Here is a 26,525-nt window from a genome sequence, read left to right on the forward strand (position 1 = left end):
TGGCGACAGGCGCCCCAGCAGAGGGATATCACTATGGCTATGCAGACGACACTTGACGACATCACAACTAAATTATTTTCGATTCGGCTGCCGATTGCCGGCCTTGTGCCCATGACCACCCTGGATTATCCCAATCATCTGGCGTGCGTTGTCTTTCTCCAAGGCTGCCCGCTACGCTGCGGCTACTGCCACAATCCCAACATGATCCCGCCGCGCCGAGGTGAACCCCAGGAGTGGCAAGCGATACTGGAATTCCTGAGCACCCGGCAAGGCCTGCTGGAGGCGGTGGTTTTCAGCGGTGGTGAGCCCACCCTGAATGCCGATTTGTCCGATGCAGTAAAGGAAGTGAAAGCATTGGGCTTTGAGGTGGGACTACATACCGCCGGCCCTTATCCTGACCGCCTCACCCAGCTATTACCGCATCTCGACTGGGTGGGGCTGGATGTAAAAGGACGCGGAAAAGCGTTTGACCGCATCTGCGGCCGTCCCGGCATCTGGCAGTTGCATGCCCGTAGCTTGGAGGCTTTGCTCGACAGCGGACTCAACTTCGAGTGCCGTACCACCATTCACTGGAAAGATTTTCAGCTTGCCGATGTGGAACGCCTGGCACTGAGTCTTGCCGACTGTGGGGTACGCCACTATGCGCTGCAGGTGGCCCGCAGCGAGCAATGCTTCGACCCTACCTATTCTCAGCCAGTTGCCAATACTCCATCTACAGCTCAGATGAATGCGCTGGTAAGCCGTTTGAAACCGCACTTTGACCAGCTCGAGCTAAGGCACTAACGCTTTCCTTCTTGACCTAGGCCAGTATTGGTACCCCCATGTTCTGATTGCAACTTACTGAACGTTCATACAACATGTTTCTTTTACAGTTGGATTACTCTCGGAGCAAAGCGCACTCCATGCATCTCACTCGATTCACCGATTATTCAATACGCGTGCTGATCTTCCTCGCCGTGAAAGGCGAAGAGCGTTCTACTATCAATGAGATCGCAGAGACCTTTGATATTTCTCGCAATCACCTGATGAAAGTCGTTCAGGAGCTTAGCCAGAAGAACTACGTTACCGCTATTCGGGGCAAGAACGGTGGCCTATTGCTCACGCGAGACCCCGCTACTATCGTGCTAGGTAAACTAGTGCGCGAAATGGAACATGGCATGGAGCTAGTCGAGTGCTTTCATAGCGATAACAACTGCATCATTACTCCCTCGTGTCGGCTCCAGCCCATTCTAAACGAAGCCTTGTCAGCGTTTCTGGAGGTGCTTGACCGCTATACTCTGGCAGATGTGTTGTCCAATCGTTACCCGCAGTTGGCAGGACTAATGCGTATCCCCACCGTCAATGTCTAACGATCACTAGAAACAACCCTATTAATTTCAGCTAAGTAAATTCTGCATAGTTGCTCTACAATAAATGCATTAAAAATGCATTTTAACGCGCTATTAATGATTCCCACTTTGCCGAATGAGGTTCTCTATGGCTATCTCCCCATCCTCCATGCCCTCCGCTTCTCAAGAGGCCACTTCAACGTCGACTTCCTCTAATACGTTTAAGAAAAGCCGCGGGCGTGGCACGGCTATCGTTGTCTATATGCTCTTTCTGGGTAGCGTGTTAGCGGTGGTCACCGCCCCCATAGGGGTACTCATTGCCCACATGAAGAGAAACGATGCCGAGGAGTGGGTCGCTTCCCATTTGCAGTTTCAAATTAGAACGTTTTGGGTAGGGCTTTTAGGCGGGGTGTTGTTCACGGGAATTTGGCATCTACTGGGCTGGCTCGGGCTACCCGCCGTAGCTCCCTGGGCTCTGGGTTACCTCTATTTTACAGCCTGCCTGATCTGGATGGTGGGCCGTTGCGGAGTAGGCATTACCCACCTCACCAACAACCGTCCAGTGGCTAACCCACGCAGTCTTGCCTTTGGCGGTGCCCGGGTCACCCTGGCTGATCGCTAATGAGCGTTTAAATACCTCAATGGTTTTAATACGCCTGCATCCAGACGGATGCAGGCGCCATCTATTATTCGTTCAGCCATCCTGACCGTCGACTCGCGCCTGCATCAACGGCCAAGTGTAGTGCACTACGAATATTGCGTAGGCCACGCACCAGAAGATGATGCTCAGCGTATAGGTCCAGTGGGTGATCTGGGGAAATAACGCCAAGACGGGTGAGCGCACCAAGGCGGCTATTAGCATTAAGCCCAGCGCCACACCAATACTGGGCAAAGTGCGTATGGGGCGGCCCGTATGACCTAGCGAAACTCTGGCCATCATGGCCAGCATCATGGTGCCCATGCCACCAATGGTCAGGGCGTGCACAGCAAGTTCAACGCGCATCAGCCCCATGAGTGCCAAGACCCACATGACAAGACCTAGCGGAATGCAGGCGTAGCTGCCGTGCAGTCCCCAAAGTAAAGGTTCACGCCAGCTATGCAACCCACCCCAACGCGCCATGCGAACAGTATTGGCCAACGCCGCTAAGAGCATCACTCCCCCCATTAATAAAGCAGGAATGGCAACCCCCAACATGATGACCAGCTGCAGCACGACTACGCCAGCCGTACTCACCAGCGTCACCCCTTCGAGTAAAGCAATAGGTTCAGGTTTGGTGCGGCCCAAGCGATTGGCAGTGAACATGGCAATCACGCGCCCGCCCACTACGGTCATCATCAGTGTGATCAACAGTACGGCCAAGTAGGCGGCTTGGCGGATCAGCTCGGCGTCACCCTGCATCACCCCTAAGTGCATCGCCAGGTTAGCCGTGGCAAATAGCAACAGCACAGGTATAAAGATCAAGTTGCGCCACCGCTTTGCGGTAATGACCAGTCGCGCCATAACAATGGCGACCACGGGAAGAAATGCAAGGTCAACCGCCAGCAGCAGCCATCCTGGCAAATCCATGGGAAAAGCCATCAGCACTCTACCCAATAGCCATAACACCACCAGTCCCAATAGTGGCCCGCCGCTTAAGCTCGGCAGTCCTGTCCAGTTTCGTACAGCGGTAAGCAAAAACCCTCCGATCACCGCTGCGGCAAAACCAAACAACATTTCATGCTGATGCCAGAACACCAGGCCGCCATAAGGGCGCAGCAAAATATTGCCATGCCAAAAGCCCAGCCATACCAGTAGAGATAAAATACTGAACAGCGCTGCCAACAGGAAAAAGGGCCGAAAAGCCAGCCGTAACAACGGCAGCTGCTTGAGCTTGGAGGCAGGTTGGGAGGAGGTGATAGTCGACATAGCATAATACCCCACTGAATTACTTGGATTTGCATTGTGCGCCAGGCCAATTACAAAAACCATGACAAGTATCAAAAATGCATCTTATAGACTCAGATAAGCTTCATCGTCGCTCGATACCAAGCGCTTTTGCATTATATTCAGGCCTTGTTATTCAAATAGCTAGCAGCCCCTCTCCTTAACAATGCTCCTTACTGGTTGGTATTTATAGTTTTTGACGTTAAGATGCATATGTAATGAATCTTAACGATTGAGGTATTACCCGTGCTAACACATGAGCAGGAAAAGCTGATCAACGCGACAGCTCCCGTCGTGGCCGAACACCTGAATGCGATTACACAGCGCTTCTATCCGCTGATGTTTACCCGTTACCCAGAGGTCAAGCCCCTCTTTAATGAGGTTCATCAGCAAAGCGGTGGTCAGCCCCGTGCCCTGGCCAACGCCGTGTTGGCCTATGTGCAACTACGCAGTAATCCAGCTCAAGCGCGGGCTACTCTGGATGTTGTGGTCAGCAAACACGTCTCGCTAGGCATTCTTCCCGAGCAGTACCCTATTGTCGGCGAATGCCTGCTGGCAGCGATTGGCGAAGTGCTGGGTGAAGCTGTCACCCCGGAAATCGCCGATGCATGGGGCGCTCTATATAACGAGCTTGCCGCCCTGTTAATTGACCTCGAAGACCAGCGCTATCGTGAGTTTGAGCAGCGCCCGGGCGGATGGCGCGGCACACGCCGTTTCAAGATTGCCAGTACCCAGCAGGAAAGTGCTTTAATTCGCTCTTTTGTCCTTGAGCCCGAGGATGGAGGTCGTGTGGCTGACCATGAGCCAGGTCAGTATATCGGTGTGCGTCTAACCATTAATGGCGAGCTGGTTTATCGGCATTACAGCCTCTCAGACACGCCAAATGGTCAAAGCTATCGAATCTCGATCAAACGCGAAGAACAGGGCCAAGTCAGCCGTCACTTCCACGATGTCTTACAACCCGGCGACACCTTGGAACTGCTACCGCCAGCAGGTGACCTAACGCTGATTGAAGGTGATGAGCCTCTGCTGCTTGCCAGCGGCGGCGTTGGGCAAACGCCCCTGCTTCCCATGGCTAGACATGCCTTGTCCCTTGGGCGGCAAGTCACCTATCTACACGCTGCCCTGGATGCCGACCACCAGGCCTTTAAAGGCGAATTAGAAGCACTGAAGAGCGAGTACCCTCAACGTCTTAAGGCTGTCCGTATTCATGAGCGCGGCAACGAAGCCGAACATATTGGTCGTATCGACCACAGCTTATTAGCTCACTACCTGCCTGATCTTAAGGCGCGATGCTACTTCGTCGGCCCCCAAGGATTCATGACAGCGATTAACAGCGCTTTGTCCGAACTGGGTGTCGACGAGGATCGCCGACACTTTGAGCACTTTGGGCCTTCACGCCCCCTCGACGCAGCTTAATAATGGGCGGCCTCGGGATTTCCCGAGGCCGCTTGTGAACATTTCAGAAGCCTGGGTCACTCTTTACGTACCAAGCGCTCCAGTCCCAACAACAGTTCCCCCAAACGCCCTTGTGCAAGGCCTTCCTCGCAACCGTCGAGTAGATTCTTGAGCGTCAACCCCAGCTCTGTATCCCCTTCAATGATTAAGCGACGCTGGAAAAACAAGCTGTCGGGATCCTCGCGGCGCGTGGCAAGGCACAAGAATTCCCGCCAACCTCCCCGAATGGTTGCCTCGCCTTTCTCGCGACATAATATCAAGCGCTGTGATTCAAGCGTCAGACTTAGCGTCACACCTAAATCGGCGATGGTGAGACTAATGCGCCGACCTTCCAAAGCATCGAATTCCCCCTCTGCAAGCGGCACAGCAAAAGTACGGTTGAGTAAAGGCTCGACGATATGTTGCTTAATTGTAAAAGGTACCCGTGGATCAACGAGACGTATCAAATAGCTAGGCGTTATAGGAGGGGAAATGGACAAAGAGGGCATGGAAAAAGGTAAAGACAGCAATGACATAGCAGTCACTCCAGGATAAAGGCATCATCGGCAAACACTAGGCCACTGATGCTAAACATTGCCGTAGCGCTGGGTAGTGACGCGTGTCAAATAAAAGAAATATTGCACCAAAATTAACATGCATTTAAAATGCACTTAATATATTGACGAAAACCAGTGAGCCCTGATACCTCGGCACAACGCTTACCGAGTGGAGAATTAATGAGGCGCGACCTGCCCAATCCCGGCTGGGGGCCGCTTTCAGCCCTACCCGGCAATCCACTGATGTGGGTATTGATACTGAGCGAAATGCTGGTTTTCACCGCCTTCTTTGCGCTCTATGCCGGTCAACGCGCCCTTGACCCTGCACTATTCAATGAATCCCAACATCAGCTTGACCCGGTGCTGGGCGGCCTCAATACCCTGGTGCTCTTGACCAGCGGACTATTTGTAGCCTTTGCCGTTGAGGCGATAAGCGCTCAGCGCATACAGCGCAGCCGACAGTGGTTAGGCGCCGCTATATTGTTGGGCGTACTGTTCTGTGTCATTAAGGTTTTTGAGTATACAAATAAGTTTGCTGCTGGAATAACGCCAGAAACGAACGCTTTTTTTGGTTTTTACTATGGTTTAACCGCCTTCCATTTTGCTCACGTTGTGTTCGGCTTAGCGCTACTAGGCCTAGTGAGCTGGCGCACTTCTACCGAGAACGTAGAAACGGCGGCAGCCTTCTGGCATATGGTGGACTTGATTTGGATCCTGCTTTATCCACTAATTTATCTGCTGAGATAATTTTGTGAGGAAACAATGAGGGCACTGCCCGGTACACGACGTTTAATCATTACTTGGGGCGTATTAATGGCGCTAACCCTGGTTTCCATGGTTTCCGCTCGGCTAGATCAAACCACCGACTGGCAGGCGCTTCCCCTCTGGTCAGCCGCCATGATAATGATGGCGACCGGTTTCAAAGCCCACTGTGTGCTCATGGTCTATTTAAACTTGCGCGCTGCGACCCCAGCCTGGAAGGGAGTTTTCATTGCCCTGACACTATTAACGTTAACGCTGATTGCCGCGGGCTACCTGGCCGGTCGCTTTCATTTAGTGGGGTAGCCTCACAGGTTTGGATTTAGCTAAGTGCGGAATCAGTAGTTCAAGGCCGCTGCGCGGCATTTGCCCAGCCTTCCAGCAACCGACCCAGGCGCATCAAACCATAAACGATAAAGGGAACCAGCAACATCAGCGCCACGCCCCAATCACGGTTATTGATAAGCCATACCAGCGGCACGACTATACCTAAAGCGACCAAAGACCACAGACTAATCGCCACTACTAGGCGCAAGCGCAACATTGACAACCTCCTTAGGAAGCAACAATCTGGCGGTAGATACTCGGCAGCGCCAAGGAGAGATGCTCCGGACGCTGGACAATGGCATAACCACCTCGCCCAAACAGATGAGGAATATAGCGCCCCGCTTCCCGGTCGATCGTTACCCCGAACACACGCACTTCTTCCCGCCGCGCTTCAAGTACTGCCCTACGCGTGTCCTCAATGCCATAGCGCCCTTCATAATAGTCCGTATCGTTAGGCTTGCCGTCGGTCAGAAGTAACAGTAACCGGTGCCGATTGGGACGTTTGGCAAGCGCTTTGGAAAGGTGCCGAATAGCGGGCCCCATACGCGTGTAGTGGCCTGGTTTGAGCGCTGCGATCCGCCGTGACACCCGCTCGCCCATTGGCTCATCGAAACTTTTCAGCGTATTGACCCAAACACGGTGACGACGATGGGAGGTAAAGCTATGAATGGCATAGTCGTCGCCGCACCCCGCAAGGCCATGACCCAATACCAGCAGCGCCTCTTTAGCCACATCCAGCACCCGCCGGTCTTCCAGCCAAGCCTCAGTGGAAAGAGATACATCGACCAGGATTGAAACCGCCAAATCCCTCGCCTGAGTGCGGCTAGCTTGATAGAGACGGTCGCTGGCTTCACCGGTCGCCGCCAGATCACAGCGGGAGCGAATGACGGCGTCCATATCCAGCTCGCTGCCATCCAGCTGGCCACGTAGCGTCTCACGACGCGGCCTAAGTGCTTCAAACTCGCGGCGGACTCGGCGAATGCGACGTTTTGTCGTTTCATCCGGCTGCCAGTTCTCCCTCTCCTCGCTCTGCACATCGCTGAGTACCACACAGTGGTCAGGCATATAGATTTGCTTACGATGATTCCATTCTGGATAGGTATGGCGCCCACGCAGCCTTCCCCCACTTACCTCACCGGGCGCCAGATCAAGATCAAGCTTTAACTTGGAAGCTGCCTTCTTACGGTTAGCACTGAGCACAATTTCGTCAATCTGATCGGCCGCCTGTTTGGCCTCATCGTCGTCTTCATCCTCTACATGGCGATTGAGATTGACCATTTCGGCCCAGGAAAGCATCTTTTCGGATGCATTGAGCATTAAAGAGTCATCGCGGTCGGCCTGATCCTGCTCGCGCCGGTCAGCCTTACGTTTACCGTGATCATCTTGTGGCGAATTCTTCCCTGGAACCGGCGCCTCATCATCTTCCTGCTCGGTTCGTGCTTGTTTATGGGTACCCAGGGCAACGGCTTGCCCCCATAGCGGCACCGGCAGTGGCGGCCGGTATCCACGCGGCGCATGAAACTTGTCCAAAGGCAGGAGCTCATCGAGGATGGCGATATGCATCACTTCGGCCCAGCCAGCCTCGGGCGGTGTTTCTCCCAGCAGGGCACAAAGAACGGATTCAAGCGCTGCTTCCATCGGCGGCAAGCGCTTGCGCTGGGGGCGAATGGCCAGCAATGCCTGACATAACCTGGCGTGACGCTGAGCGAGCCCAGGGAAGTGGGCCAATACTGCCCGAGTCGCCCGGTTTACTTCACGCAGTTGGAGAAGGTCTTGCTGTAGCGGATCTTCGACGACGTGCACATGCCGGGTCATCGCCAGATACGCTACCAGCCAAAGGTAGAGATCCCGGTTCAGGGAAGCCTCGGCGAACAGGGCAATGCGTGGTGGTAACAACAGGCTTTCTTCGTCACGGCGTGCTTGATCGAGCACCTCCTCATCAAGCCCAAGCCTTTGACGTAAGGATAAGCGATGCGACGAACTACGCCCCGCAATAGCAGCAACATCGATACCCGCCTCGCCCCCTCCGGCGCGGAAAAAGACGCCGAGCATGGGCCGCAGCGTTTCAAGGCGCACTGCGGCTTCGGGATGGTCAGGGTAACTTGCCGCACTGGAAGCCCATCGGTGCCAATGGCGGCCTACAAACTCCTCGACTTCAAGAAAATCAAGCATGCCCTGCCCTCACCCAAAGGTTGCGTGAATGGCTTCCATCAGCCCTTCCTGAACATCTGCGTCATCACTCAGCGGCTCCACTAAAGTAGCCCGGGCAGCTTCCAAAATGGGCACCCCGGCAGCAATCAGGGTAGCGCAGTAAACTAACAGGCGAGTAGAAACACCCTCTTCTAAATCCTGCCCCTTCATGGCCCGCAGACTGGCGGCAAGATTGACCAGCGCGGCGCACTGCTCACCGGACAAACCACTCTCCCGCGCGACAATATCGCGCTCGACTTTGGGTGGTGGAAAATCAAATGACATGGCCAGGAAGCGCTGGCGGGTACTCGGTTTAAGCGATTTGAGAATATGCTGATAACCAGGGTTGTAAGACACTACCAGCATGAAGTCATCCGGCGCTTCGAGCAGTTCCCCGGTACGTTCCAACGGCAGTAGTCGGCGGTCATCGGTGAGCGGGTGAAGCACCACGGTGACATCTTTACGCGCTTCTACCACCTCATCGAGATAGCAGATACCCCCTTCGCGCACTGCGCGAGTAAGCGGGCCATCGACCCAGCGGGTCTCGCCGCCCTGCAACAGATAGCGGCCTGTAAGGTCGGCTGAAGTCAGGTCGTCGTGACATGAAACAGTGAATAGTGGGCGGCCCAGCTTAGCGGCCATATGGCTAACAAAACGTGTTTTACCACACCCGGTGGGGCCTTTAAGTAACAGCGGCAAACGTTGGCGAAAGGCGTGCTCAAACATAGCGCATTCGTTGCCGACGTTCTCGTAGAAAGGGATTTCACGCTCATCGATAGGATTAGCGACACAAGAAAGAGGCATGGCAAGACTCCATTGCCGGAAAATAAATAAAGAAAGCAAAAACGGCCCCGCAGGGCCGTTAAGTTCAGGCCGAGCCTGCCCCAGCGGTAATTTGTGTGCCACCAGCAGGCACTTGCTCTCGGGCGGGCCCGAAGAAGGAGTAGAGCAGCATGATCGCCCCCACTGCCACGGCCACACCAGCGCCCAAACGCATGATGTAGAACAGGCCTAATTGATCCTGCACTTCCATGTAATTCATGCCCAAGACACGCTGTAAGTGAGTCTGCACGACCCCGGCGAAGGTCAGGGTAAACGTCATGAAGCACATAGCACTGGTGACGATCCAGAAGCCCCACATGTTCAGCACTTGGTTATAAGGCTGCACACGGCGGATCTGCGGCATGGCGTAGGTAATCACGCCAAGAATCAGCATCACATAGGCACCATAGAAAGCTAAATGGCCATGAGCGGCGGTTACCTGAGTACCATGGCTGTAGTAATTCACGAACGAAAGGGTATGCATAAAGCCCCACACCCCAGCGCCGAAAAAGGCAATGGTTGGGCAGCCTAAGGCCCATAGCATGGCCGCTTTATTAGGATGGTTACGACTGCCCTTCCAGAACATGGTAAAGGCGAATACCACCATGGCGAAGAAAGGCGCCACTTCAAGCGTCGAGAAGATACTGCCGATGGGCTGCCAGTAGCCAGGTGCGCCAATCCAGTAGTAGTGGTGCCCGGTGCCCAGCAGGCCGGAGAACAGTGCCAACCCAACAATGATATAGAGCCATTTTTCGATCACTTCGCGATCCACACCGGTCATTTTGATCAGCAGGTAACCCAGCAAGGAAGCCATGATCAATTCCCATACGCCTTCCACCCAGAGGTGCACCACCCACCACCAGTAGAGTTTATCTACCGCCAGGTTGGTCGGGTTGTAAAAAGCGAATAACCAAAATACTGCCGCTAGCCAAAGCCCCAGCATTAACACCAGGTTGATAGCGGTCTTGCGGCCCTTGAGCAGCGTCATGCTGGTATTGAAAAGAAACATTAGAAAAGAAATGGTGATGAGTATTTTCACCCAGAACGGTTGCTCAAGAAACTCGCGCCCTTCATGGATACCGAACTGGTAGCCGACCAGAGCAGCGGCGCCAGCAAAAGCAAAGATCGCCAGCTGGATATACGCCAGATTGGGGCTATGAATTTCCCGCTCGGCTTCCTCTGGCATCAAATAGTAGGTACAGCCCATAAAACCGATCAACAGCCACACAATCAACAGATTGGTATGGCTGACACGCATGATATGAAAGGGCATCACTTCGGCCATAAAATTGGGCCAAGCATAGACGGTGGCGGCCAGCAGTCCGAAGACTATTTGTAGCGTAAATAGCGCCATGGCCACCATAAAAAAGGGTAAAGCAACCTTCTGGGTTTCATATTTCATTGTACGGTTCTCCTTGATTCATCCTTCGGCTGTTTGCTTTAGCCAGCGGGATGTGGGGGCCAGTCCTGATCGTCGATGCCATCGGTCCATTCGAGGAAGTCGATTAGCGAGTTCATATCCTCTTCGCTAAAGTCATACGCTGGCATTTGACGACGACCCTCGATCCCCAATGGCTGGGCGCGGATCCAGGCATTAATACCCGATCTGGCAGCCTCAGGATTTTCATGACCTCCATAGCGTTCCCAGACGTTACCCAGTTCAGGAGCGAAATAAGCACCCTCTCCCATAATGCTATGGCAGTTGATACACATGTTTTTTTCCCACACTTCTTTGCCATGCTTAACAGAATCCGTGAGGCCTTCGCTGTCCGTGGAGACATTGACCATGTACCAATGACTATGAGCCGTTAGCGCGGCAAAGAGCAGGAAGAAGAACAGCGAACCACCGTAGAAAATATTGCGGGCCGCTGATTTAGTGAGACCATCAGCCATAAGCCATACTCCCTTGCTAGTCAGATCCGACCTTCGGCTGGGAAGCCAAAAGGCATACGTTTATTAAGATGCATATTATTTACATTTTTAAGATTAGCAGAAGAATCCCTCTAGCAACATTGCCACAGGTCAATTTTTGGCAAGAGCGATACCCTTGGTAAATTTAAGATTACGAATTAATTCGAGCCAGAACGCGGCTGGGTTTCTTAATAGTACCTAACCACTCTGTGCGATTTTCACCAGGACATAGCCGTTCTAGAGGTAGGCTGATGCTATGACTTCTCAGATTTCACACGGGCATGTACCACTGCTGCTGATATGGGTTGCACACTCTTAAAACAGAGGGAATCAAGCTTCATACTTGACAAAATACAAACTAGCCTTAATTCTGAATATAATATCACGACATGATATTTTAAGCTCACAACGATCACAACTGACTGCGAGGCTAGACAATGAACCCTCTAACCATTATTCAACTGCCCTTTACCCATTTAGCGGGATGGAAAGACCTCCAGCAACGCCATCCTTCAATCGCCACTCTGGCTTGGTGCATCGTGCTGCCCATGTCATTGTTGCCACCCGTGATGCTCTATTATGCCGGTACACACTACGGAGATATCTTCGCTCCAGGCTTCGCCGATCGGCAGTGGCGCTTCATCACGACCATTCTATTCCTGGCCGAGCTGCTCACCTTCTTTGTAATGGGCTGGCTAATTCACGCGGTGGTCAATAGCGATCGTGATCTCTCAATTAGCTACCACGACGCTTATCTGTTGGCAGCCCTGGCACCTTTGCCACTGTGGTCTGCAGCGATCGCCCTGCTGATCCCCAGCCTGGTGTTCAATGCGCTGGTAGTACTGGTGGCACTGGGCATCTCTTGCAGTTTGGTCTACCACGGGCTGCAGGCTCTGTGTAAACGCTCAGCGAATGACGTAACAACGATGTCTGCTACTTACACCGTTATGGCCGCCGGGGTGCTGGCATGGGGCTTGCTGATGGCTATTGTCTGGGCTTACTAGGATTCAAGTAGAGTGGAACCGACTCACTAGCTAGGCTTTAAAGGAAACTCATTTACTTGCGAGATAGCGATGGATATTGAATTAAAGCGAGCCTATGACTCACCTCAAAGCAAAGATGGTTATCGTGTCCTCGTCGACGGTATCTGGCCGCGCGGGGTGTCCAAGGAGGAAGCCAAAATCGATGAATGGCGCAAGGAGGTCGCCCCAAGCAGCGAACTACGCAAAGCGTTTCATAATGACTCACTCGACTGGAGTGGCTTCCGCCGTCGCTATCTCAAAGAGTTAACCTCTTATCGCGAGTCTCTTCGTGATCTTGCACAACGTGCCAGGAAAGAGCGAGTTACTCTGGTATTTGCCTCTAAGGAAGAGCGCCGTAACAATGCCGAAGTGCTGCGCCAGTACTTGAACATGTTGAAATAATCCACGCTGTAAAAACATTTCTACATCGCCACACCCCTAGCGCCGTGGTGCATAGCCAAGCGTCTGAAATTCGAGTTGAAATCACAATAACGACTGACGTCATCGCCTACCCACTAAGGGGTAAGCTAATGCTCTGTAGGGGTACGCGAGACTAAAAATGATCCAGATCAACATTAGTCCCCCTTATTTCTTTAAAGTGAACTTCATACCTTTTCTCGTACTGAAAAATCAGTACCCAGCAACTCGTATACCTCAATAAACCACCTTGCCACGTTGCCGAATTGGTAATTTCAACTCAAAAGATGCATAAGGAATACTTCAATGAAAACCCTCGCGTCCATACTGCTGCTAGGCGTTATTACTTCTATTTCGGTTACCGCTCATGCCGATGGCGAAGCCACCTATAACCAAGCCTGCATGGCTTGCCACATGACGGGCGCTGCAGGTGCTCCCATTCGCGGCAATGCCGAACACTGGGAGCCACGCTTAGAAAAAGGCATGGACACCCTGTACGACCACGCGATTAACGGTTTTCAGGCAATGCCGCCGAAAGGAGGCCAATTGGGCTTGAGCGATGACGAAGTGAAAGCTGCCGTCGATCACTTGCTAGAACCGGTTCTATAACGCTCTTGACCCGAAAGGAAACCACGATGTCCCCTGTGGCTTGCCCGCGCCGTCTAACCGGCATCTGGATTAGCTTACTGTTGCTCCTAGCGGTAACACTGCCCGCCCAAGCTATAGAACTGGAGCAGGTACGCGAAGGGTTTCCCACGGCAGAGCGTCTTGAAGGCGCGGATTCACAGTGGCCGGTAAGCCGTGTACTGGACAGCGATGATGAATTGCGCGGCTACGCTTTTGAGAGTGTGGATGTCGCTCCGATCCCCGCCTACTCGGGCAAACCGGTCAATGTACTGGTGGGGATTGATCTGGATGGGCAAATTGTACAGGCCGACGTCCTCAGTCATTCAGAGCCGATCATGCTGGTGGGCATTCCCGAATCGAAGCTAAATAGCTTCGCCGATGAGCACGAATCGGCCCACGTCAATGACAGGCTCAGGGTCGGCGACAATCTTGACGCTATCTCTGGTGCGACGGTGACCGTCATCGTCGTCAGCGACACCATCATGCGCAGCGCCAGGCAAGTGGCCGCTGAACAGCAGCTCATTGCCGACCCCTCCCAGACACTACCGGCACGCGTTCGAGAAGACGTTTTCGCCCCTGCCAACTGGGATGAACTGACCGGCGACGGCACCATTCGCCGTTTGCAACTGACCCATGGCGAGGTCGATGCGAGCTTTATAGGTACGCCCGCCGAAGATTACCTGCGCTCGCCACAGCCCGCCGATAAAACCTTTATCGAGCTGTTTTACACCTACCTCAACCCACCAACCGCTGGCCGCAACCTGCTCGGCGATACTGGCTATGATCAACTAATGGTCGAGCTGAAGGATGGCGAGCACGCTATTGCCGTCATGGGGCGTGGTGACTACTCATTCAAGGGTTCAGGGTATGTGCGCGGCGGCATCTTCGATCGCATCGAGCTTTCACAGGGCAGCACTCGGGTCAGCTTTCATGATCGCGATCACATCCGCCTGGGTGATCTGGCCCTCGAAGGCGCGCCCACACTGGCCGAGCGAGACATCTTCATCGTCCGCGAAGAGGCGGGCTTCGACCCCGGACAACCGTGGCAGCTGGAATTACTGGTTCGCCGCGCTTCTGGCCCCTTGGATACCGAGTTCAGCCGCTTTAGCGCCGACTACAGTGTTCCCGAGGCCTATATAGAACGGCCTGAGCCACCGGTGGAAGAGCCTATCTGGGTACAGGTTTGGCGCGACAAGGCTTTCCAGATCGCTGTGCTATCCGCCGGATTATTGGTGCTCACTGGCATCATGCTGTTCCAGGATGTGCTGGCGCGCCACCCGCGTGTACTGAACCCACTGCGTCTGGGTTTCAAGATATACACCTTAGTATTTATCGGCTGGTACTCGCTGGCCCAGCTATCAGTCGTCAATATCCTTACCTTCACCAACTCGCTGATAAGCGGTTTTAGCTGGTCCTCATTTTTGATCGACCCAATGCTATTTATTCTCTGGTCGTTCGTGGCGGTGAGCCTGCTGCTGTGGGGCCGCGGAGTTTTCTGCGGCTGGCTGTGCCCATTCGGCGCTTTACAAGACCTAGTCAACCAGGTCGCTCGCAAACTAAACGTTAAGCAGATCGAGGTGCCCTTCGGGCTCCATGAGCGCCTATGGGCGATTAAATACATCATTCTGCTGGCCTTGTTCGCAGTCTCGCTACATTCGCTTGGCACCGCGGAACGCTACGCCGAAGTGGAGCCGTTCAAGACCGCAATCACCCTGCGTTTCCAACGTGACTGGGCCTTCGTTATTTATGCTCTTGGACTGGTGGCGATTTCTGCCTTCAACCACAAATTCTACTGCCGCTATCTGTGCCCTTTAGGTGCCGGGTTGGCTATTCCTTCGCGTTTACGCCTGTTCGACTGGCTCAAGCGCCACCGCGGTAGCTGCGGTACCCCGTGCCAAATCTGTGCCAATGAATGCGAAGTGGCCGCTATACACCCGGACGGCCGCATCAATGCCAATGAGTGCCACTACTGTCTCGACTGCCAAGTGACCTACCACGACGACCAGCGTTGCCCGCCCATGGTCAAGCGCCGCAAGCGCTATGAAAAGGCGGCCAATATGTCATCGCGCGGTAATAGCGTTGAGACCCAACGGGATACCGGCGCCAGCGGCAAACAGGCCGCATGGCAACGCATCCCTCTTCACCAGCAAGACTGATCTCAGGGGAATCAAGCATGAGCGATAAAAAAGACCATATTCAGGATATCGGCCGTCGCCATTTCTTGCGCAATACCGCCGTCACCGGAGTTGCCGGGGCGGGCCTGGCCAGTGGTTTTGGCGCAGGTGCGTTACTCAATAGCCGTCAAGTTCAGGCCGCCGGCGCCAACGGTATCGACGTTGCGCCCGGCGAACTCGACGATTACTACGGCTTCTGGAGCGGCGGCCACTCGGGTGAGGTTCGGGTGCTCGGTGTTCCTTCAATGCGCGAACTGATGCGCATCCCGGTGTTCAACGTGGATAGCGCCTCTGGCTGGGGGATCAGCAACGAGTCGAAGCGGATACTCGGCGAGTCGAGCCATTTTCTCAACGGTGACTGCCACCACCCCCATATTTCCATGACCGACGGCAGCTACGACGGCAAGTACCTATTTATCAACGACAAGGCTAACACCCGCGTTGCGCGCATTCGTCTCGATATCATGAAGACGGACAAGGTCACCACCATCCCCAACGTCCAGGCGATTCACGGTTTGCGCCTGCAGAAGGTGCCTTACACCAAGTACGTCTTCGCCAATGCCGAACTGCCGATCCCCCAGATCAATGACGGCCGCGACCTGGAGAACCCCGACAACTACTTCACTATGTTCAACGCTCTCGATGCCGAAAGCATGGACGTGGCCTGGCAGGTGATCGTCGATGGCAACCTTGATAACACCGATGCCGACTACACCGGGCGTTTCGTCGCCTCTACCTGCTACAACTCAGAAAAGGGCATGACTCTGATCGAGACCATGCGCAACGAGCGCGACTGGGTTGTGGTATTCGACGTTGAAGCGATTGAAGCCGCCGTGGCGGCCGGGAACTACAAGACACTGGGTGAATCAAGCGTACCGGTACTGGATGGGCGCAAGGGCTCGCAACTGACACGTTACATCCCGATCCCCAAGAACCCCCATGGCGTGAATACCTCACCGGATGGCAAATATTTCATCGCCAACGGCAAGCTATCCCCCACTTGCTCAATCATCGCCATCGACAAGTTGCCTGAGCTGTTCGACGACAGTATCGAACCGCGCGATACCATTGTGGGTGAACCTGAACTGGGCCTGGGCCCGCTTCACACCACCTACGATGGCCGGGGCAACGCCTATACCACGCTGTTCATCGATAGCCAGGTAGCCAAGTGGAACATTGAGGATGCCATTCGCCACTACAATGGCGAAGACGTCAACTACCTGCGTCAGAAGCTCGATGTCCACTACCAGCCTGGGCATAACCACGCCAGTCTCACCGAATCCCGCGATGCCGACGGCAAGTGGCTGGTAGTGCTGTCGAAGTTTTCCAAAGACCGTTTCCTGCCGGTAGGCCCTCTGCATCCCGAAAACGATCAGTTGATCGACATCTCCGGGGAAGAAATGAAACTGGTGCATGACGGCCCCACTTATGCCGAGCCTCACGACTGTATTCTGGTACGCGCCGACCAGATCAACCCAAGCCGAGTATGGACACGAGACGACCCCTTCTTCGCCGAGACCGTGGCCATGGCCGAGGCAGACGGCGTCAACCTGGAGGGCGAAAGCAAGGTAATCCGCGATGGCAATAAAGTACGCGTGTACATGACCTCCATCGCACCGCAATTTGGCCTGACCGAATTCAAGGTCAAACAGGGCGATGAGGTGACCGTGGTCATCACCAACCTTGACCAGGTCGAGGATCTGACCCACGGCTTCTGCATGGTCAACCACGGTGTGCAGATGGAGATCAGCCCCCAGCAGACCGCTAGCGTCACCTTCACCGCCGACAAGGCCGGGGTGCACTGGTACTACTGCAACTGGTTCTGCCACGCGATGCATATGGAAATGACTGGTCGCATGCTAGTCGAACCCGCCTGACGACAACACGCGGGCCGATTCCTTCGGCCCGCTGCGGGAGAACACCATGAGACGACACCCTGGCTATTTAGGTTGCCTACTGGCGCTGCTATGGCTTTTTTGGCTGCCTAGCGGGGTTTATGCCGCCGACTGGCTCGCCACGCCTGGTGAGCCTTTACAGCCGTTGATCGAACAGACGACCGACGGCGATCAATTGCTGCTGCCTGCAGGACGCTACCCCGGGCGTGTGGTTATTGACCGCACGCTGCATATTAGGGGCGAGTTGCAAGCCATCCTCGATGCAGGAGGCCAAGGCCATGCGGTGGTGCTGGCAGCTCCCGACATTATATTTGAAGGTGTCCGCATTGAAGACTGGGGGGATAACCTGACAAAACTGGAGGCCGCTATTTTTGTCGAGCCCAGCGCTCACGGTAGTACCATCCGCAATAACCAGCTAAACGGGCCTGGCTTCGGCATCTGGCTCGATGCTGTCAATAACGTCAGTGTGATAGGCAATACCATTCGTGGCGATACCCGACTGCGCTCTCAGGATCGCGGCAACGGCATTCACCTTTATAACGTTAGTGACTCAATTATTGAATCCAACGATGTTGCGCAGACTCGCGACGGCATCTATCTCGACAGCAGCCGCCACAACGTGCTGCGCGACAACACCCTGCATGACCTGCGCTATGGCGTGCACTACATGTACTCCTTCGACAATCGTCTTGAAGGCAACCTGACCCAACGAACCCGAACCGGCTACGCCCTGATGCAATCCAAACGCCTGGAAGTCGTTGATAACCGTTCGGAAGCAGACGACAACTACGGCATTTTGATGAACAACATCACCGACTCCCTATTGAGCGGCAACCGAGTCGAAGGCGTCACCCAGCCCCTGGGGGCAGATGGCGAGGGGCGTCTAGCGGGCGGCGACGGCAAGGCACTGTTCGTTTACAACTCGCAGTTCAATCGTATCGAGAATAATCGTTTCGCAGCCAGCGACATCGGCATCCACCTCACCGCCGGTTCAGAGGATAACCAAATGGCGGGCAACGCCTTCATCGCTAATAAGCAGCAAGTCATGTATGTCGCCACCCGTGAGCAGGATTGGTCGGGCAATTACTGGAGCGACTACCTGGGCTGGGATCTTGACGATAACGGTGTCGGCGACACCGCCCATGAACCCAACGACGCCATGGATCATCTTCTCTGGCGCCACCCCTCCGCGCGCCTGTTGATGCAAAGCCCTGCGGTGTTGGCACTGCGCTGGGTGCAACGTCAGTTCCCGGTGTTTCGTCCCCCGGGGGTCAGAGACAGCGCGCCCTTGATGAGCGAGCCCGGCCGAGAAGGAAATGCTCCATGAACCCAGTAATAGAACTACAGCGAGTTACCAAGCGTCACGGGGCGCTGGTGCGACTAGCTGAAATGGATCTCACCATCAAAGAAGGCGAGATGCTCGCCCTGCTGGGGCATAATGGCGCGGGCAAGACGACCATCATGAAACTCATACTGGGCTTAATTGCGCCCAGCTCGGGCCACGTTGACGTCCTCGGTAGCGCTCCTGACGGGCCACATGCCGAACGCCTACGGCGTCAGTTGGGCTATCTACCTGAAAACGTCACCTTCTACGAACAGCTCACCGGGCGTGAAGTGCTCACCTATTTCGCTCGTTTAAAGCGCGCTGACCGCCATCAGGTAACGGTTCTGCTTGAGCGTGTGGGCCTGGTCGAAGCCGCCGACCGTCGCGTTAAAACTTACTCCAAGGGCATGCGCCAGCGCCTTGGCCTGGCCCAGGCTTTATTAGGGTCTCCCCGGCTATTGTTGCTGGATGAACCCACCACCGGCCTTGACCCCGCGGCCACCCGCGATTTTTATCAAGCGGTAAAAGCCCTACGCGACAACGGTTGTACCGTGCTGCTCTCTTCCCATGTACTGCCGGGCATCGAACCCTATATCGACCGCGCCTTGATCCTGGGCAAAGGGCGACGCCTGGCCCTGGGAAGCCTTAAACAGCTGCGTGAAGAAGCACAGCTACCGCTGACGTTTCGTATCCACGGCACATTGCTGGCCATGCAGTCTCAGCTCTGGAAAGCCATGTCCCTTGAGCCTATCCCAATCAATGAGCGCTGTGTGGAGGTCAACGTGCCCGCGGAAAATAAAATGCAGGTACTACGTCAATTAACCACCATGCCAAATATCGACGACATCGAGTTATCACCACCCACCCTTGAGCATCTCTACACGCATTTTTCTACTCGCCCCGCCTCACTGACGCTAGGAGCCAGCGCATGAAGGCCATGTTCATCGTCGCCGCCAAAGAGTTCCAGGATGGCCTGCGCAATCGCTGGGTACTGGCGATCACCGTGATCCTTGCCGTTCTGGCAATGGGTATTGCCTACTTTGGTGCCGCTGCGAGCGGCGGTCTTGGTTTTACTTCACTGGCCACCACCCTGGTCAGTTTATCAACTCTAGCCGTTTTTCTGATCCCCTTAATCGCGCTGATGCTCGCCTACGACGCCGTTGTCGGTGAGCAGGAGGCCGGCACGCTACTACTGCTACTCACCTACCCTATAAGTCGTTCGGCGCTGCTGTTTGGTAAGTTCTTCGGCCATGGGATGATTCTGGCCGTCGCTACGCTACTCGGTTTTGGTATCGCAGGTATGGTTATCGCGTTGGGCGCTGAAGGCGTACCGCTTAGCGAGCTAAGCGTCGGCTTAGCTCGCTTGATCGCCAGCAGTGTGCTTTTGGGCTGGGTTTTTTTGGCCTTTGCCTACCTGATCAGCGTAACGGTCAGCGAAAAGGCACGAGCCGCCGGGCTGGCATTGGGGGGGTGGTTTCTGTTCGTGCTGGTATTTGATCTAGTACTGCTGGCCCTACTGGTTGGCGTCAAGCATGGGGGCGATTGGCTCCCCTACCTGATGCTGCTCAATCCCACCGACAGTTTTCGCTTGATCAACCTGTCGGGCTTCGATAGCACACAGCTAGAAAGCGGTATCGCGGCTATCGCACAGCAAGGCGCGTTCCATTCTGCCTGGCCGCCCCTGGCAATGCTGGTTTGGATCGTAGTGCCCCTGCTATTGGCCGTCCGTCGCTTCCATCGTCATACCGCTTAACATCATCTCTTAACATCATTTTATTAACGAGGATTGACCATGCCCGCCCTGCTGCCCACGCTAGCCCTTATTATTTTGCTCATGACCGGTTGCAACAATGCCACTGACAGCGCCGAAAGGATGCCGCCTCAGCCTATTAGCGGCGATGACATCTGCCATGTATGCGGTATGTTTATCACCGAATTCGAAGGCCCCAAAGGTCAGGCATTTATGCAAAGCCACAGTGACGCGCGTAAGTTCTGCTCCACGCTGGAGATGTTCGTTTTCCTCCAGCAGCCCGAAAATCAGACCCAGCTGCGCCACGCCTATGTACATGATGTCGGCGTGACACCCTGGGAAGCACCTAAAGACGATGCCTTTATCCCTGCAGCAGACGCTTGGTATGTGGTCAGCCATGATCGGCGCGGCAGCATGGGCCACAACCTTGCGCCGTTCTCCAGCCATGAGCATGCCGAGCAGTTCGTCGTAGTTCATGGTGGCGAGATAATCACCTATGACGATATCGACCTGGAATTGCTCGCCCGGCTCGGGCGCCACGAAGGGAGCGGCCATGCCGCCCACTCAATGGCACAATAAAAGTGAGGAGTGAGGAGTGAAGCAGAAAGTAACCGCAATTCAGGCTAGCCAGGAAAGCGGGCTGTGATGTATGGCAGCCCCCACCATATAGGCGAATATGGCAACCGCCACTAACGCAGCAACAGCACGTGCCCTTGGCGTTGCACCGCGCTTAATCGCAATGGTGCCAATACCGATATAGGCCAGCAGCGCCAGTAGCTTGGCGCCAAGCCAAGGAAGCTGCCAGGGCCATACGGAAAGCAATACCATCAAAGTCACCCCCAGCCCCAACAGAGCCGTATCAATAAGATGAGGCAATACCTTGACCCAACGGGCGTTGAGTCGCGGGCTTTCCTGCACCGACCACCAGGCGCGCACTATGAAGAGCGTGATGCTCAGCGCAGCGGCCGTCATGTGCAGGTGCTTGATGAGGAAATAGTGCTCCATGGTAACCGTCCCTAGGCGACGTTAACCGCATTGCCGTGATGATCGAAGGCAAGATAGGCGGTGATATTACCCATTTGCAGCGACTCCATCATACGCTGGAGCTGCCGTTCAACCTCAGCGTCATCTTTTGGGTCGTCCATGGCAGCTGTGAACACTAGATCCCATTCGATCTCGGTACGGCGTGACTCCTCAACCAACGCAGCCATGCTGGTCAATTCCTCCGTCGACTTATCTACGCATACCACAGGCACCAACACACCCCCTTCACCCTGTTCGAAGCGACGACGCTGGTCAGCATCAGGGAAATCGGGCAGCTCTGCGCGAACGAACACAAACAGCAGGCGCTGGGGCTTAGGTTGTTTACGCGCTTCCTGCAGTAAATCGGCAAATGTCGCTATGGTCATAAAATGGGCCTTATCGCTAGTGGTTTAGAATCAGAAGGTGAGAGAGTAGGTAAGAATGAACAGGTGAGACTCATAGGCGGCTTTACTCGGGTGACTCTACGAAAAGCCACAGCAGCAGCATTACCATAAACAGAGGGATCAACAGACTAAGTGGCGCCGCGCGCCAACCATAGGCTTGGACTACCAGAGGCGCCATCCGCAAGGAAAACCCTACCCCCGCCGCTAAAGCCAGAAAAAGGGCGACACAAAGACTCACCCAACGACCAGGCATCCAGCCTTTGGCGTGGGCTATGCCAGTGGTAATCACCGCACCTCCCAGTCCAAGCCCAGCCCCAACCAACAAAAACTCCCACGGCTGGCTAGCCATCCCAAACCCGCCCAGCGCCAACACTAGCCCCAGTAATAGCCATTGCATCAAGCGGCAGGTGTCTCCCCGCTTGGCGATAAACCAAGCCGGCCAAGCCAACAGCACACCGCTACTCAACGGTACCAGCACATAGAGGGGTTGTTTTGCGAGCAGGGCATAAAGTGTCCAGCCAGCCACTGCTAAAGCGCTTGCCAGCGGCATCAGCAGCATGGCTACTAGCAACTGATAACCATTTACAGGCTGCTTTGATGTCTCCAACGCGGGAGGCGGCACAGATGATGGCATGGCGTTTCCCAGCGAGGGTATAAAGACATCGGAAGACATGCCAGAATTGTCGGTAAATACCGAGTGCAGGTCAAAAAACATCCGAGGTAGACAGGCTACCCCAAAAGGAATAGCCCTCGTATCCACATGCAGACAGTGCCACACTCTCCTACCTCTTCCGCGCTAACGGAACTGCCATGAAATTACTTCAACGCTCCCTGGTTGCTCGCATCATTGCGTCCCTGCTAGCCATTAGCGGTATGGCACTCATCTGCATTACCTTAACCATGGCAATGTCTAATAGCAGCCGTGGCGATGCTGCGGCAATCAATGTCGCAGGTTCCCTACGCATGAATGCTTATCAGATCATGGGAGCCTTGCAGCGCCTAGAGTATGCCCCGGAGGAGATAAGCGCAGCACAACTAGACAGCTTGGTGGCAAGCTTTGATCAGCGTTTAAATGGCACAACCCTACAGCAAACTATTCCGGCTGATGACCGCCACGAGCGCCGTCGTCAGTTGGAAAAGATTCAGACTTACTGGCAATACTCACTTCGTCCGGCACTCAAAACACCGCCCTCCACAACACGGCTTGACTTGAATACGCTGGAAACGATGATCGTGGCGATGGTCAATGATATCGAACAGCTAGTGACCTACCTGGAACAGAGCACTGAAGCTAAGGTTCGGCTGCTGAGCATGATGCAAGTGCTTTTTTTAGTGCTAATTGCGATAGTCGTCGCCATCGCCCTCTACGATGTTCGCTATAACCTGGTAGTGCCTTTACGACAACTGATGGTGCTTGCCCGCGAGGCGGCGCAGCGTAACTTCAAACCACGTTCTCAGCTCCGCGGTAGCGACGAGTTGGCTTTGTTGGGTCACACTTTTAACAAGATGTCTGCCGAACTGGCAACAAGTTACGCCGCACTGGAAGACAAAGTCTCGCGCAAGAAGCAGGAGCTTGAGCGCAGCAATCAGGCACTGCGGGTGATGCACGATGCCAGTCGCGCACTGTATGGCGGAGGTAACGATCTCTGTTCCAGTGCAGCCCCCATGCTGCGCGAACTGGAAAAACTGCTGAATATCGGGCCGATACGGCTTTCGTTAAAAGACCCTTTCGACCAGCGGACAATGCCAGTATTGGAAACTCACTCGCGCACCCGACCAGAGTACTGCCGTGACCAGGAGTGCCATGCCTGCCTGATCGACCCCCGCCCCTTGGAAATGGTGACCAATAACCAGTCACAGTGCTTGCTGCTACCTATCAGCGTAGGCGATACGCTGCTAGGCACTCTGGAGGTGTGGTACCCCCAGGAGCGTCTCAACGACAGCACCCGTCGGCTACTCACGATGTTAGCCGACCAGCTCGCCACGGCGGTCTACCTGCAGCGGCGTATCGAAGAGCAGCAGCACGTTACGCTGATCAACGAGCGAACCATCATTGCGCGGGAACTTCACGACTCTCTAGCCCAATCGCTCTCTTATCTCAAAATGCAGGTCGCTCGACTCGAACGCATGCAGCAAAAAGAAGCCACCCGAGAGATGCAGTCTGCGGTATTCGACGAGCTGCGTACCGGCCTAAACAGCGCCTATCGTCAGCTACGTGAGCTGCTCACTACCTTCCGGCTCAAACTAGAGGGGCCGGGGCTGCAATTTGCCTTACGCCAGACCGTCGATGAGTTTAGCCAGCGCATGGAGGTAACGGTCGAGCTTGAGTACGATGTGCCGCCTTACCTACTTAACCCCAATGAAGAAATTCACGTGCTGCAGATCATTCGCGAGGCGCTGGCCAATACCCACAAGCACGCCCAAGCCCACTGGGCTGGAGTCACTGTGCGCTTCGCCGATGCTCGCCTGCTAGTGCGTATTGAGGATGACGGCATAGGCCTGGAAGACGATAGCTCGCCACCTATGCACTACGGTTTGGTGATCATACGCGACCGAACCACTACCCTGAACGGGGAGCTGAGTATCACCAATCGTCCCACAGGGGGGGCCAGCATTGAGATAGTCTTCACCCCGTTGACCGCTCGCTTAATTCAGCAGCAGCCTGTGACGGCTGCCTCCGACTCTCACTTAGGTACAGGGACTTCTTAATGACGCTGACCACAGCCAACGATACACCCGCCAGCCTGATGATTATTGATGACCACCCGCTACTCCGGCGTGGCGTCGCTCAGCTGCTTGAGCTAGAGGACGATCTTGAACTGGTTGGCGAGACGGGCGACCCTGAAGAAGGCATTGCACTGGCCCTCAAACTTGAGCCTGACCTGGTTTTACTGGATTTAAACATGCCGGGCGTCAATGGCTTAGAAGCCTTGCGCCGCCTACGGGAAGCCAACTATAGCGGCCGTGTGGTGATGTTCACTGTTTCCGACCATGAGGATGATGTTGTCGCCGCACTGCGCAACGGTGCTGACGGTTACCTGTTAAAGGATATGGAGCCTGAAGACATGGTTCGCCAACTGCGTCAGGCTGCTTTGGGGCGCATGGTCATCAGCGAAAGCCTGACCGCCCTACTCGCTGAAGCCCTGCGTAATCAGCGCAATGCCCCCACCACCCCGGATATTCATAGCCTAACGCAGCGTGAACGCGAAATTCTGCAACAGCTTGCTGGCGGACTCTCCAACAAGCTCATCGCACGCAAGCTGGATATTACCGAAGGCACGGTCAAGGTTCACGTCAAGCATCTGCTCAAAAAGCTTAACTTACGCTCGCGTGTCGAAGCCGCCGTCTGGGCAGTCCAGGAAGGTATCGATCACTAATCGATTCTGTGTGGTTACCTCTAAAGACTCCCAGAATACTTTTGCTCTGACCCGCCTTTACCTCCTCTCGATTTTTTCTGTTTAAAATCAATGAATCCAGGCTTTTCAGCGACTACCTCTCAAGAGGTATGTCGCTGTTTTTCATGCTATTTCCACCTATTCCCCAATTTCTTCCCCCAGCGTATCTTGCTTTCTAACTGCTAGATGCAGACAGGTTTGATGCCAAGGGGAAATCGCCATGAGCAAGAGAAATGCCGACATTGAGAAATGGAATGTCGAAGACGCCCAATTCTGGGAACAGGAAGGCAAGCACATTGCCAACCGCAATCTATGGATATCCATCCCCAGCCTGCTGATGGGCTTTGCTGTCTGGATGATGTGGGGAATGATTACCACCCAGATGCAGAACCTGGGTTTTTCGTTCACGGTTAACCAGCTATTTTCACTGACGGCGCTTGCCGGTCTAGCAGGTGCCACCCTGCGCATCCCAGCATCGTTCATGATCCGCATCGCTGGCGGGAGGAACACCATATTCCTGACCACCGCGCTATTGATGATCCCCGCAGCCGGCACTGGTATCGCCTTGATGAACCCAGGCACGCCGTTCTGGGTATTCCAGGCATTGGCGCTACTTTCCGGTATCGGCGGCGGTAACTTCGCTTGTTCAATGAGCAACATTTCCACTTTTTATCCCAGCAAACAGCAAGGCTACGCCCTGGGCATGAATGCGGGCCTCGGTAATTTCGGCGTTACTACCATGCAAATTGTCATCCCGCTAGTAATGACCGTCGGGGTCTTTGGCGCTATTGCCGGTTCGCCGATGGAATTGCAAAGCGCTAGCGGTACGTTGATCGGCCGGATCGAAGCTGGTACCGATACCTGGATCCAGAATGCTGGCTTTATCTGGCTTCTATTTCTAATCCCATTAGCGTTCGCCGGTTGGTTTGGTATGAACAATCTTCGCACTATTACGCCCAACCCAGGTTCGCCGCTTGCGGCTTTCAGCAAAATATTAGGCCTCTACGGCGTCGGCATGGTAACTGCCATCGTGGGCATGCTGGCTCTCAGCTGGCTTAATATGTGGGTTGCCCTGCCGCTAACCATTGTCCTGACACTAGTGCTTTTGCGTCTGATTCCTGGCGACATCAAGCCCAATATCCAGAAGCAGTTCGCGATATTTTCCAATAAGCACACTTGGTCAATGACCATCCTCTACATTCTGACCTTCGGCTCCTTTATCGGCTTTTCTTCAGCCCT

At 54.6% G+C, this 26,525-nt stretch carries 27 protein-coding genes and 1 pseudogene; 18 read left to right on the plus strand and 10 right to left on the minus strand.

The genetic code is table 11. From position 1 onward, the window contains the following. Positions 1 to 33: 33 nt before the first annotated feature. The 3 genes from JI62_RS18185 to JI62_RS18195 all read left to right on the plus strand — a co-directional run bounded on the left by JI62_RS18185 (position 34) and on the right by JI62_RS18195 (position 1,950). On the plus strand, positions 34 to 783 hold the full coding sequence (locus tag JI62_RS18185) for an anaerobic ribonucleoside-triphosphate reductase activating protein (protein WP_088701524.1): 750 nt from the start codon (positions 34 to 36) through the stop codon (positions 781 to 783). Between the two features lie 119 nt (positions 784 to 902). Beyond that, positions 903 to 1,349 (plus strand): Rrf2 family transcriptional regulator, encoded by a 447-nt coding sequence (locus JI62_RS18190; RefSeq protein ID WP_022523538.1) that lies wholly within the window; start codon positions 903 to 905, stop codon positions 1,347 to 1,349. A 127-nt stretch (positions 1,350 to 1,476) separates the two neighbouring features. Further along, a complete protein-coding gene (locus tag JI62_RS18195; protein WP_227405239.1) occupies positions 1,477 to 1,950 on the plus strand; it encodes a DUF4870 family protein in 474 nt (157 codons plus the stop codon). Positions 1,951 to 2,022: 72 nt separating this feature from the next. Here JI62_RS18195 and JI62_RS18200 read toward each other — a convergent pair whose 3' ends face one another. Continuing rightward, positions 2,023 to 3,234: an NnrS family protein gene (locus tag JI62_RS18200; RefSeq protein WP_088701752.1), complete on the minus strand. Its 1,212-nt coding sequence runs from the start codon at positions 3,232 to 3,234 to the stop codon at positions 2,023 to 2,025. Positions 3,235 to 3,498: 264 nt separating this feature from the next. On the opposite strand from JI62_RS18200, the gene hmpA reads away from it, so the two are divergent. Next, positions 3,499 to 4,671 (plus strand): NO-inducible flavohemoprotein, encoded by a 1,173-nt coding sequence (hmpA, locus tag JI62_RS18205; protein WP_088701526.1) that lies wholly within the window; start codon positions 3,499 to 3,501, stop codon positions 4,669 to 4,671. 56 nt (positions 4,672 to 4,727) lie between these two features. On the opposite strand, the gene ubiT is transcribed toward hmpA, so the two are convergent. Beyond that, on the minus strand, positions 4,728 to 5,225 hold the full coding sequence (ubiT, locus tag JI62_RS18210; RefSeq protein ID WP_088701527.1) for a ubiquinone anaerobic biosynthesis accessory factor UbiT: 498 nt from the start codon (positions 5,223 to 5,225) through the stop codon (positions 4,728 to 4,730). 201 nt (positions 5,226 to 5,426) lie between these two features. Here ubiT and JI62_RS18215 point away from each other — a divergent pair, with 201 nt between their 5' ends. Together JI62_RS18215 and JI62_RS18220 are read left to right on the plus strand one after the other, a co-directional pair. After that, the gene (locus tag JI62_RS18215; RefSeq protein WP_088701528.1) at positions 5,427 to 5,993 is read left to right on the plus strand and encodes a cytochrome c oxidase subunit 3 family protein; all 567 of its coding nucleotides are present in this window, start codon (positions 5,427 to 5,429) and stop codon (positions 5,991 to 5,993) included. 15 nt (positions 5,994 to 6,008) lie between these two features. Continuing rightward, the gene (locus JI62_RS18220; RefSeq protein WP_088701529.1) at positions 6,009 to 6,311 is read left to right on the plus strand and encodes a cytochrome C oxidase subunit IV family protein; all 303 of its coding nucleotides are present in this window, start codon (positions 6,009 to 6,011) and stop codon (positions 6,309 to 6,311) included. Positions 6,312 to 6,351: 40 nt separating this feature from the next. Here the strand turns inward: JI62_RS18220 and JI62_RS18225 are convergent, their stop codons facing one another. The 5 genes from JI62_RS18225 to JI62_RS18245 all read right to left on the minus strand — a co-directional run bounded on the left by JI62_RS18225 (position 6,352) and on the right by JI62_RS18245 (position 11,237). Beyond that, positions 6,352 to 6,549, minus strand: a complete 198-nt coding sequence (locus JI62_RS18225) for a hypothetical protein (RefSeq protein WP_088701530.1) — start codon at positions 6,547 to 6,549, stop codon at positions 6,352 to 6,354. A gap of 11 nt (positions 6,550 to 6,560) precedes the next feature. After that, on the minus strand, positions 6,561 to 8,504 hold the full coding sequence (locus tag JI62_RS18230) for a nitric oxide reductase activation protein NorD (RefSeq protein WP_088701531.1): 1,944 nt from the start codon (positions 8,502 to 8,504) through the stop codon (positions 6,561 to 6,563). Between the two features lie 9 nt (positions 8,505 to 8,513). Beyond that, the gene (locus JI62_RS18235; RefSeq protein WP_088701532.1) at positions 8,514 to 9,326 is read right to left on the minus strand and encodes a CbbQ/NirQ/NorQ/GpvN family protein; all 813 of its coding nucleotides are present in this window, start codon (positions 9,324 to 9,326) and stop codon (positions 8,514 to 8,516) included. A 64-nt stretch (positions 9,327 to 9,390) separates the two neighbouring features. After that, the gene (locus JI62_RS18240) at positions 9,391 to 10,746 is read right to left on the minus strand and encodes a cbb3-type cytochrome c oxidase subunit I (protein ID WP_088701533.1); all 1,356 of its coding nucleotides are present in this window, start codon (positions 10,744 to 10,746) and stop codon (positions 9,391 to 9,393) included. A gap of 38 nt (positions 10,747 to 10,784) precedes the next feature. After that, positions 10,785 to 11,237, minus strand: coding sequence for a c-type cytochrome (locus JI62_RS18245; protein ID WP_088701534.1), 453 nt, complete (start codon positions 11,235 to 11,237; stop codon positions 10,785 to 10,787). Positions 11,238 to 11,692: 455 nt separating this feature from the next. On the opposite strand from JI62_RS18245, the gene JI62_RS18250 reads away from it, so the two are divergent. The 9 genes from JI62_RS18250 to JI62_RS18290 all read left to right on the plus strand — a co-directional run bounded on the left by JI62_RS18250 (position 11,693) and on the right by JI62_RS18290 (position 21,043). Next, on the plus strand, positions 11,693 to 12,259 hold the full coding sequence (locus tag JI62_RS18250; RefSeq protein WP_088701535.1) for a YIP1 family protein: 567 nt from the start codon (positions 11,693 to 11,695) through the stop codon (positions 12,257 to 12,259). Between the two features lie 69 nt (positions 12,260 to 12,328). Then, positions 12,329 to 12,679, plus strand: a complete 351-nt coding sequence (locus JI62_RS18255) for a DUF488 domain-containing protein (protein WP_088701536.1) — start codon at positions 12,329 to 12,331, stop codon at positions 12,677 to 12,679. A gap of 321 nt (positions 12,680 to 13,000) precedes the next feature. Continuing rightward, positions 13,001 to 13,303, plus strand: a complete 303-nt coding sequence (locus JI62_RS18260; RefSeq protein ID WP_088701537.1) for a c-type cytochrome — start codon at positions 13,001 to 13,003, stop codon at positions 13,301 to 13,303. 26 nt (positions 13,304 to 13,329) lie between these two features. After that, positions 13,330 to 15,477, plus strand: coding sequence for a transcriptional regulator NosR (nosR, locus tag JI62_RS18265; RefSeq protein ID WP_088701538.1), 2,148 nt, complete (start codon positions 13,330 to 13,332; stop codon positions 15,475 to 15,477). A 17-nt stretch (positions 15,478 to 15,494) separates the two neighbouring features. Further along, a complete protein-coding gene (nosZ, locus tag JI62_RS18270) occupies positions 15,495 to 17,372 on the plus strand; it encodes a TAT-dependent nitrous-oxide reductase (protein WP_088701539.1) in 1,878 nt (625 codons plus the stop codon). A gap of 46 nt (positions 17,373 to 17,418) precedes the next feature. Further along, positions 17,419 to 18,717, plus strand: a complete 1,299-nt coding sequence (locus JI62_RS18275; RefSeq protein WP_088701540.1) for a nitrous oxide reductase family maturation protein NosD — start codon at positions 17,419 to 17,421, stop codon at positions 18,715 to 18,717. Then, positions 18,714 to 19,646 carry an ABC transporter ATP-binding protein gene (locus tag JI62_RS18280; protein WP_088701541.1) on the plus strand — a complete coding sequence of 311 codons (933 nt, stop codon included), beginning with the start codon at positions 18,714 to 18,716 and terminating at the stop codon, positions 19,644 to 19,646. Before JI62_RS18275 ends, JI62_RS18280 begins: the two co-directional genes overlap by 4 nt. Next, positions 19,643 to 20,467, plus strand: coding sequence for an ABC transporter permease (locus JI62_RS18285; RefSeq protein ID WP_088701542.1), 825 nt, complete (start codon positions 19,643 to 19,645; stop codon positions 20,465 to 20,467). Before JI62_RS18280 ends, JI62_RS18285 begins: the two co-directional genes overlap by 4 nt. Positions 20,468 to 20,506: 39 nt before the next feature. Continuing rightward, positions 20,507 to 21,043, plus strand: coding sequence for a nitrous oxide reductase accessory protein NosL (locus JI62_RS18290; protein ID WP_227405247.1), 537 nt, complete (start codon positions 20,507 to 20,509; stop codon positions 21,041 to 21,043). 39 nt (positions 21,044 to 21,082) lie between these two features. Here JI62_RS18290 and JI62_RS18295 read toward each other — a convergent pair whose 3' ends face one another. From JI62_RS18295 to JI62_RS18305, 3 genes are all read right to left on the minus strand, one after another. Beyond that, the gene (locus JI62_RS18295; protein WP_027959370.1) at positions 21,083 to 21,469 is read right to left on the minus strand and encodes a SirB2 family protein; all 387 of its coding nucleotides are present in this window, start codon (positions 21,467 to 21,469) and stop codon (positions 21,083 to 21,085) included. A gap of 11 nt (positions 21,470 to 21,480) precedes the next feature. Continuing rightward, positions 21,481 to 21,873: a ribonucleotide reductase subunit alpha gene (locus JI62_RS18300; protein ID WP_088701544.1), complete on the minus strand. Its 393-nt coding sequence runs from the start codon at positions 21,871 to 21,873 to the stop codon at positions 21,481 to 21,483. 82 nt (positions 21,874 to 21,955) lie between these two features. Continuing rightward, the gene (locus JI62_RS18305) at positions 21,956 to 22,525 is read right to left on the minus strand and encodes a hypothetical protein (RefSeq protein ID WP_240513293.1); all 570 of its coding nucleotides are present in this window, start codon (positions 22,523 to 22,525) and stop codon (positions 21,956 to 21,958) included. 176 nt (positions 22,526 to 22,701) lie between these two features. On the opposite strand from JI62_RS18305, the gene JI62_RS18310 reads away from it, so the two are divergent. From JI62_RS18310 to JI62_RS22980, 3 genes and pseudogenes are all read left to right on the plus strand, one after another. Further along, positions 22,702 to 24,600, plus strand: a complete 1,899-nt coding sequence (locus JI62_RS18310; protein WP_088701546.1) for a type IV pili methyl-accepting chemotaxis transducer N-terminal domain-containing protein — start codon at positions 22,702 to 22,704, stop codon at positions 24,598 to 24,600. After that, positions 24,600 to 25,268 (plus strand): two-component system response regulator NarL, encoded by a 669-nt coding sequence (gene narL / locus JI62_RS18315; RefSeq protein ID WP_027959366.1) that lies wholly within the window; start codon positions 24,600 to 24,602, stop codon positions 25,266 to 25,268. The genes JI62_RS18310 and narL overlap by 1 nt, the downstream gene beginning before the upstream one ends. Before the next feature lie 238 nt (positions 25,269 to 25,506). Further along, a pseudogene (locus JI62_RS22980) lies at positions 25,507 to 26,525 on the plus strand (antiporter); the annotation flags it as partial.

The organism is Halomonas campaniensis (assembly GCF_002211105.1).
Classification (GTDB): domain Bacteria; phylum Pseudomonadota; class Gammaproteobacteria; order Pseudomonadales; family Halomonadaceae; genus Vreelandella; species Vreelandella campaniensis_A.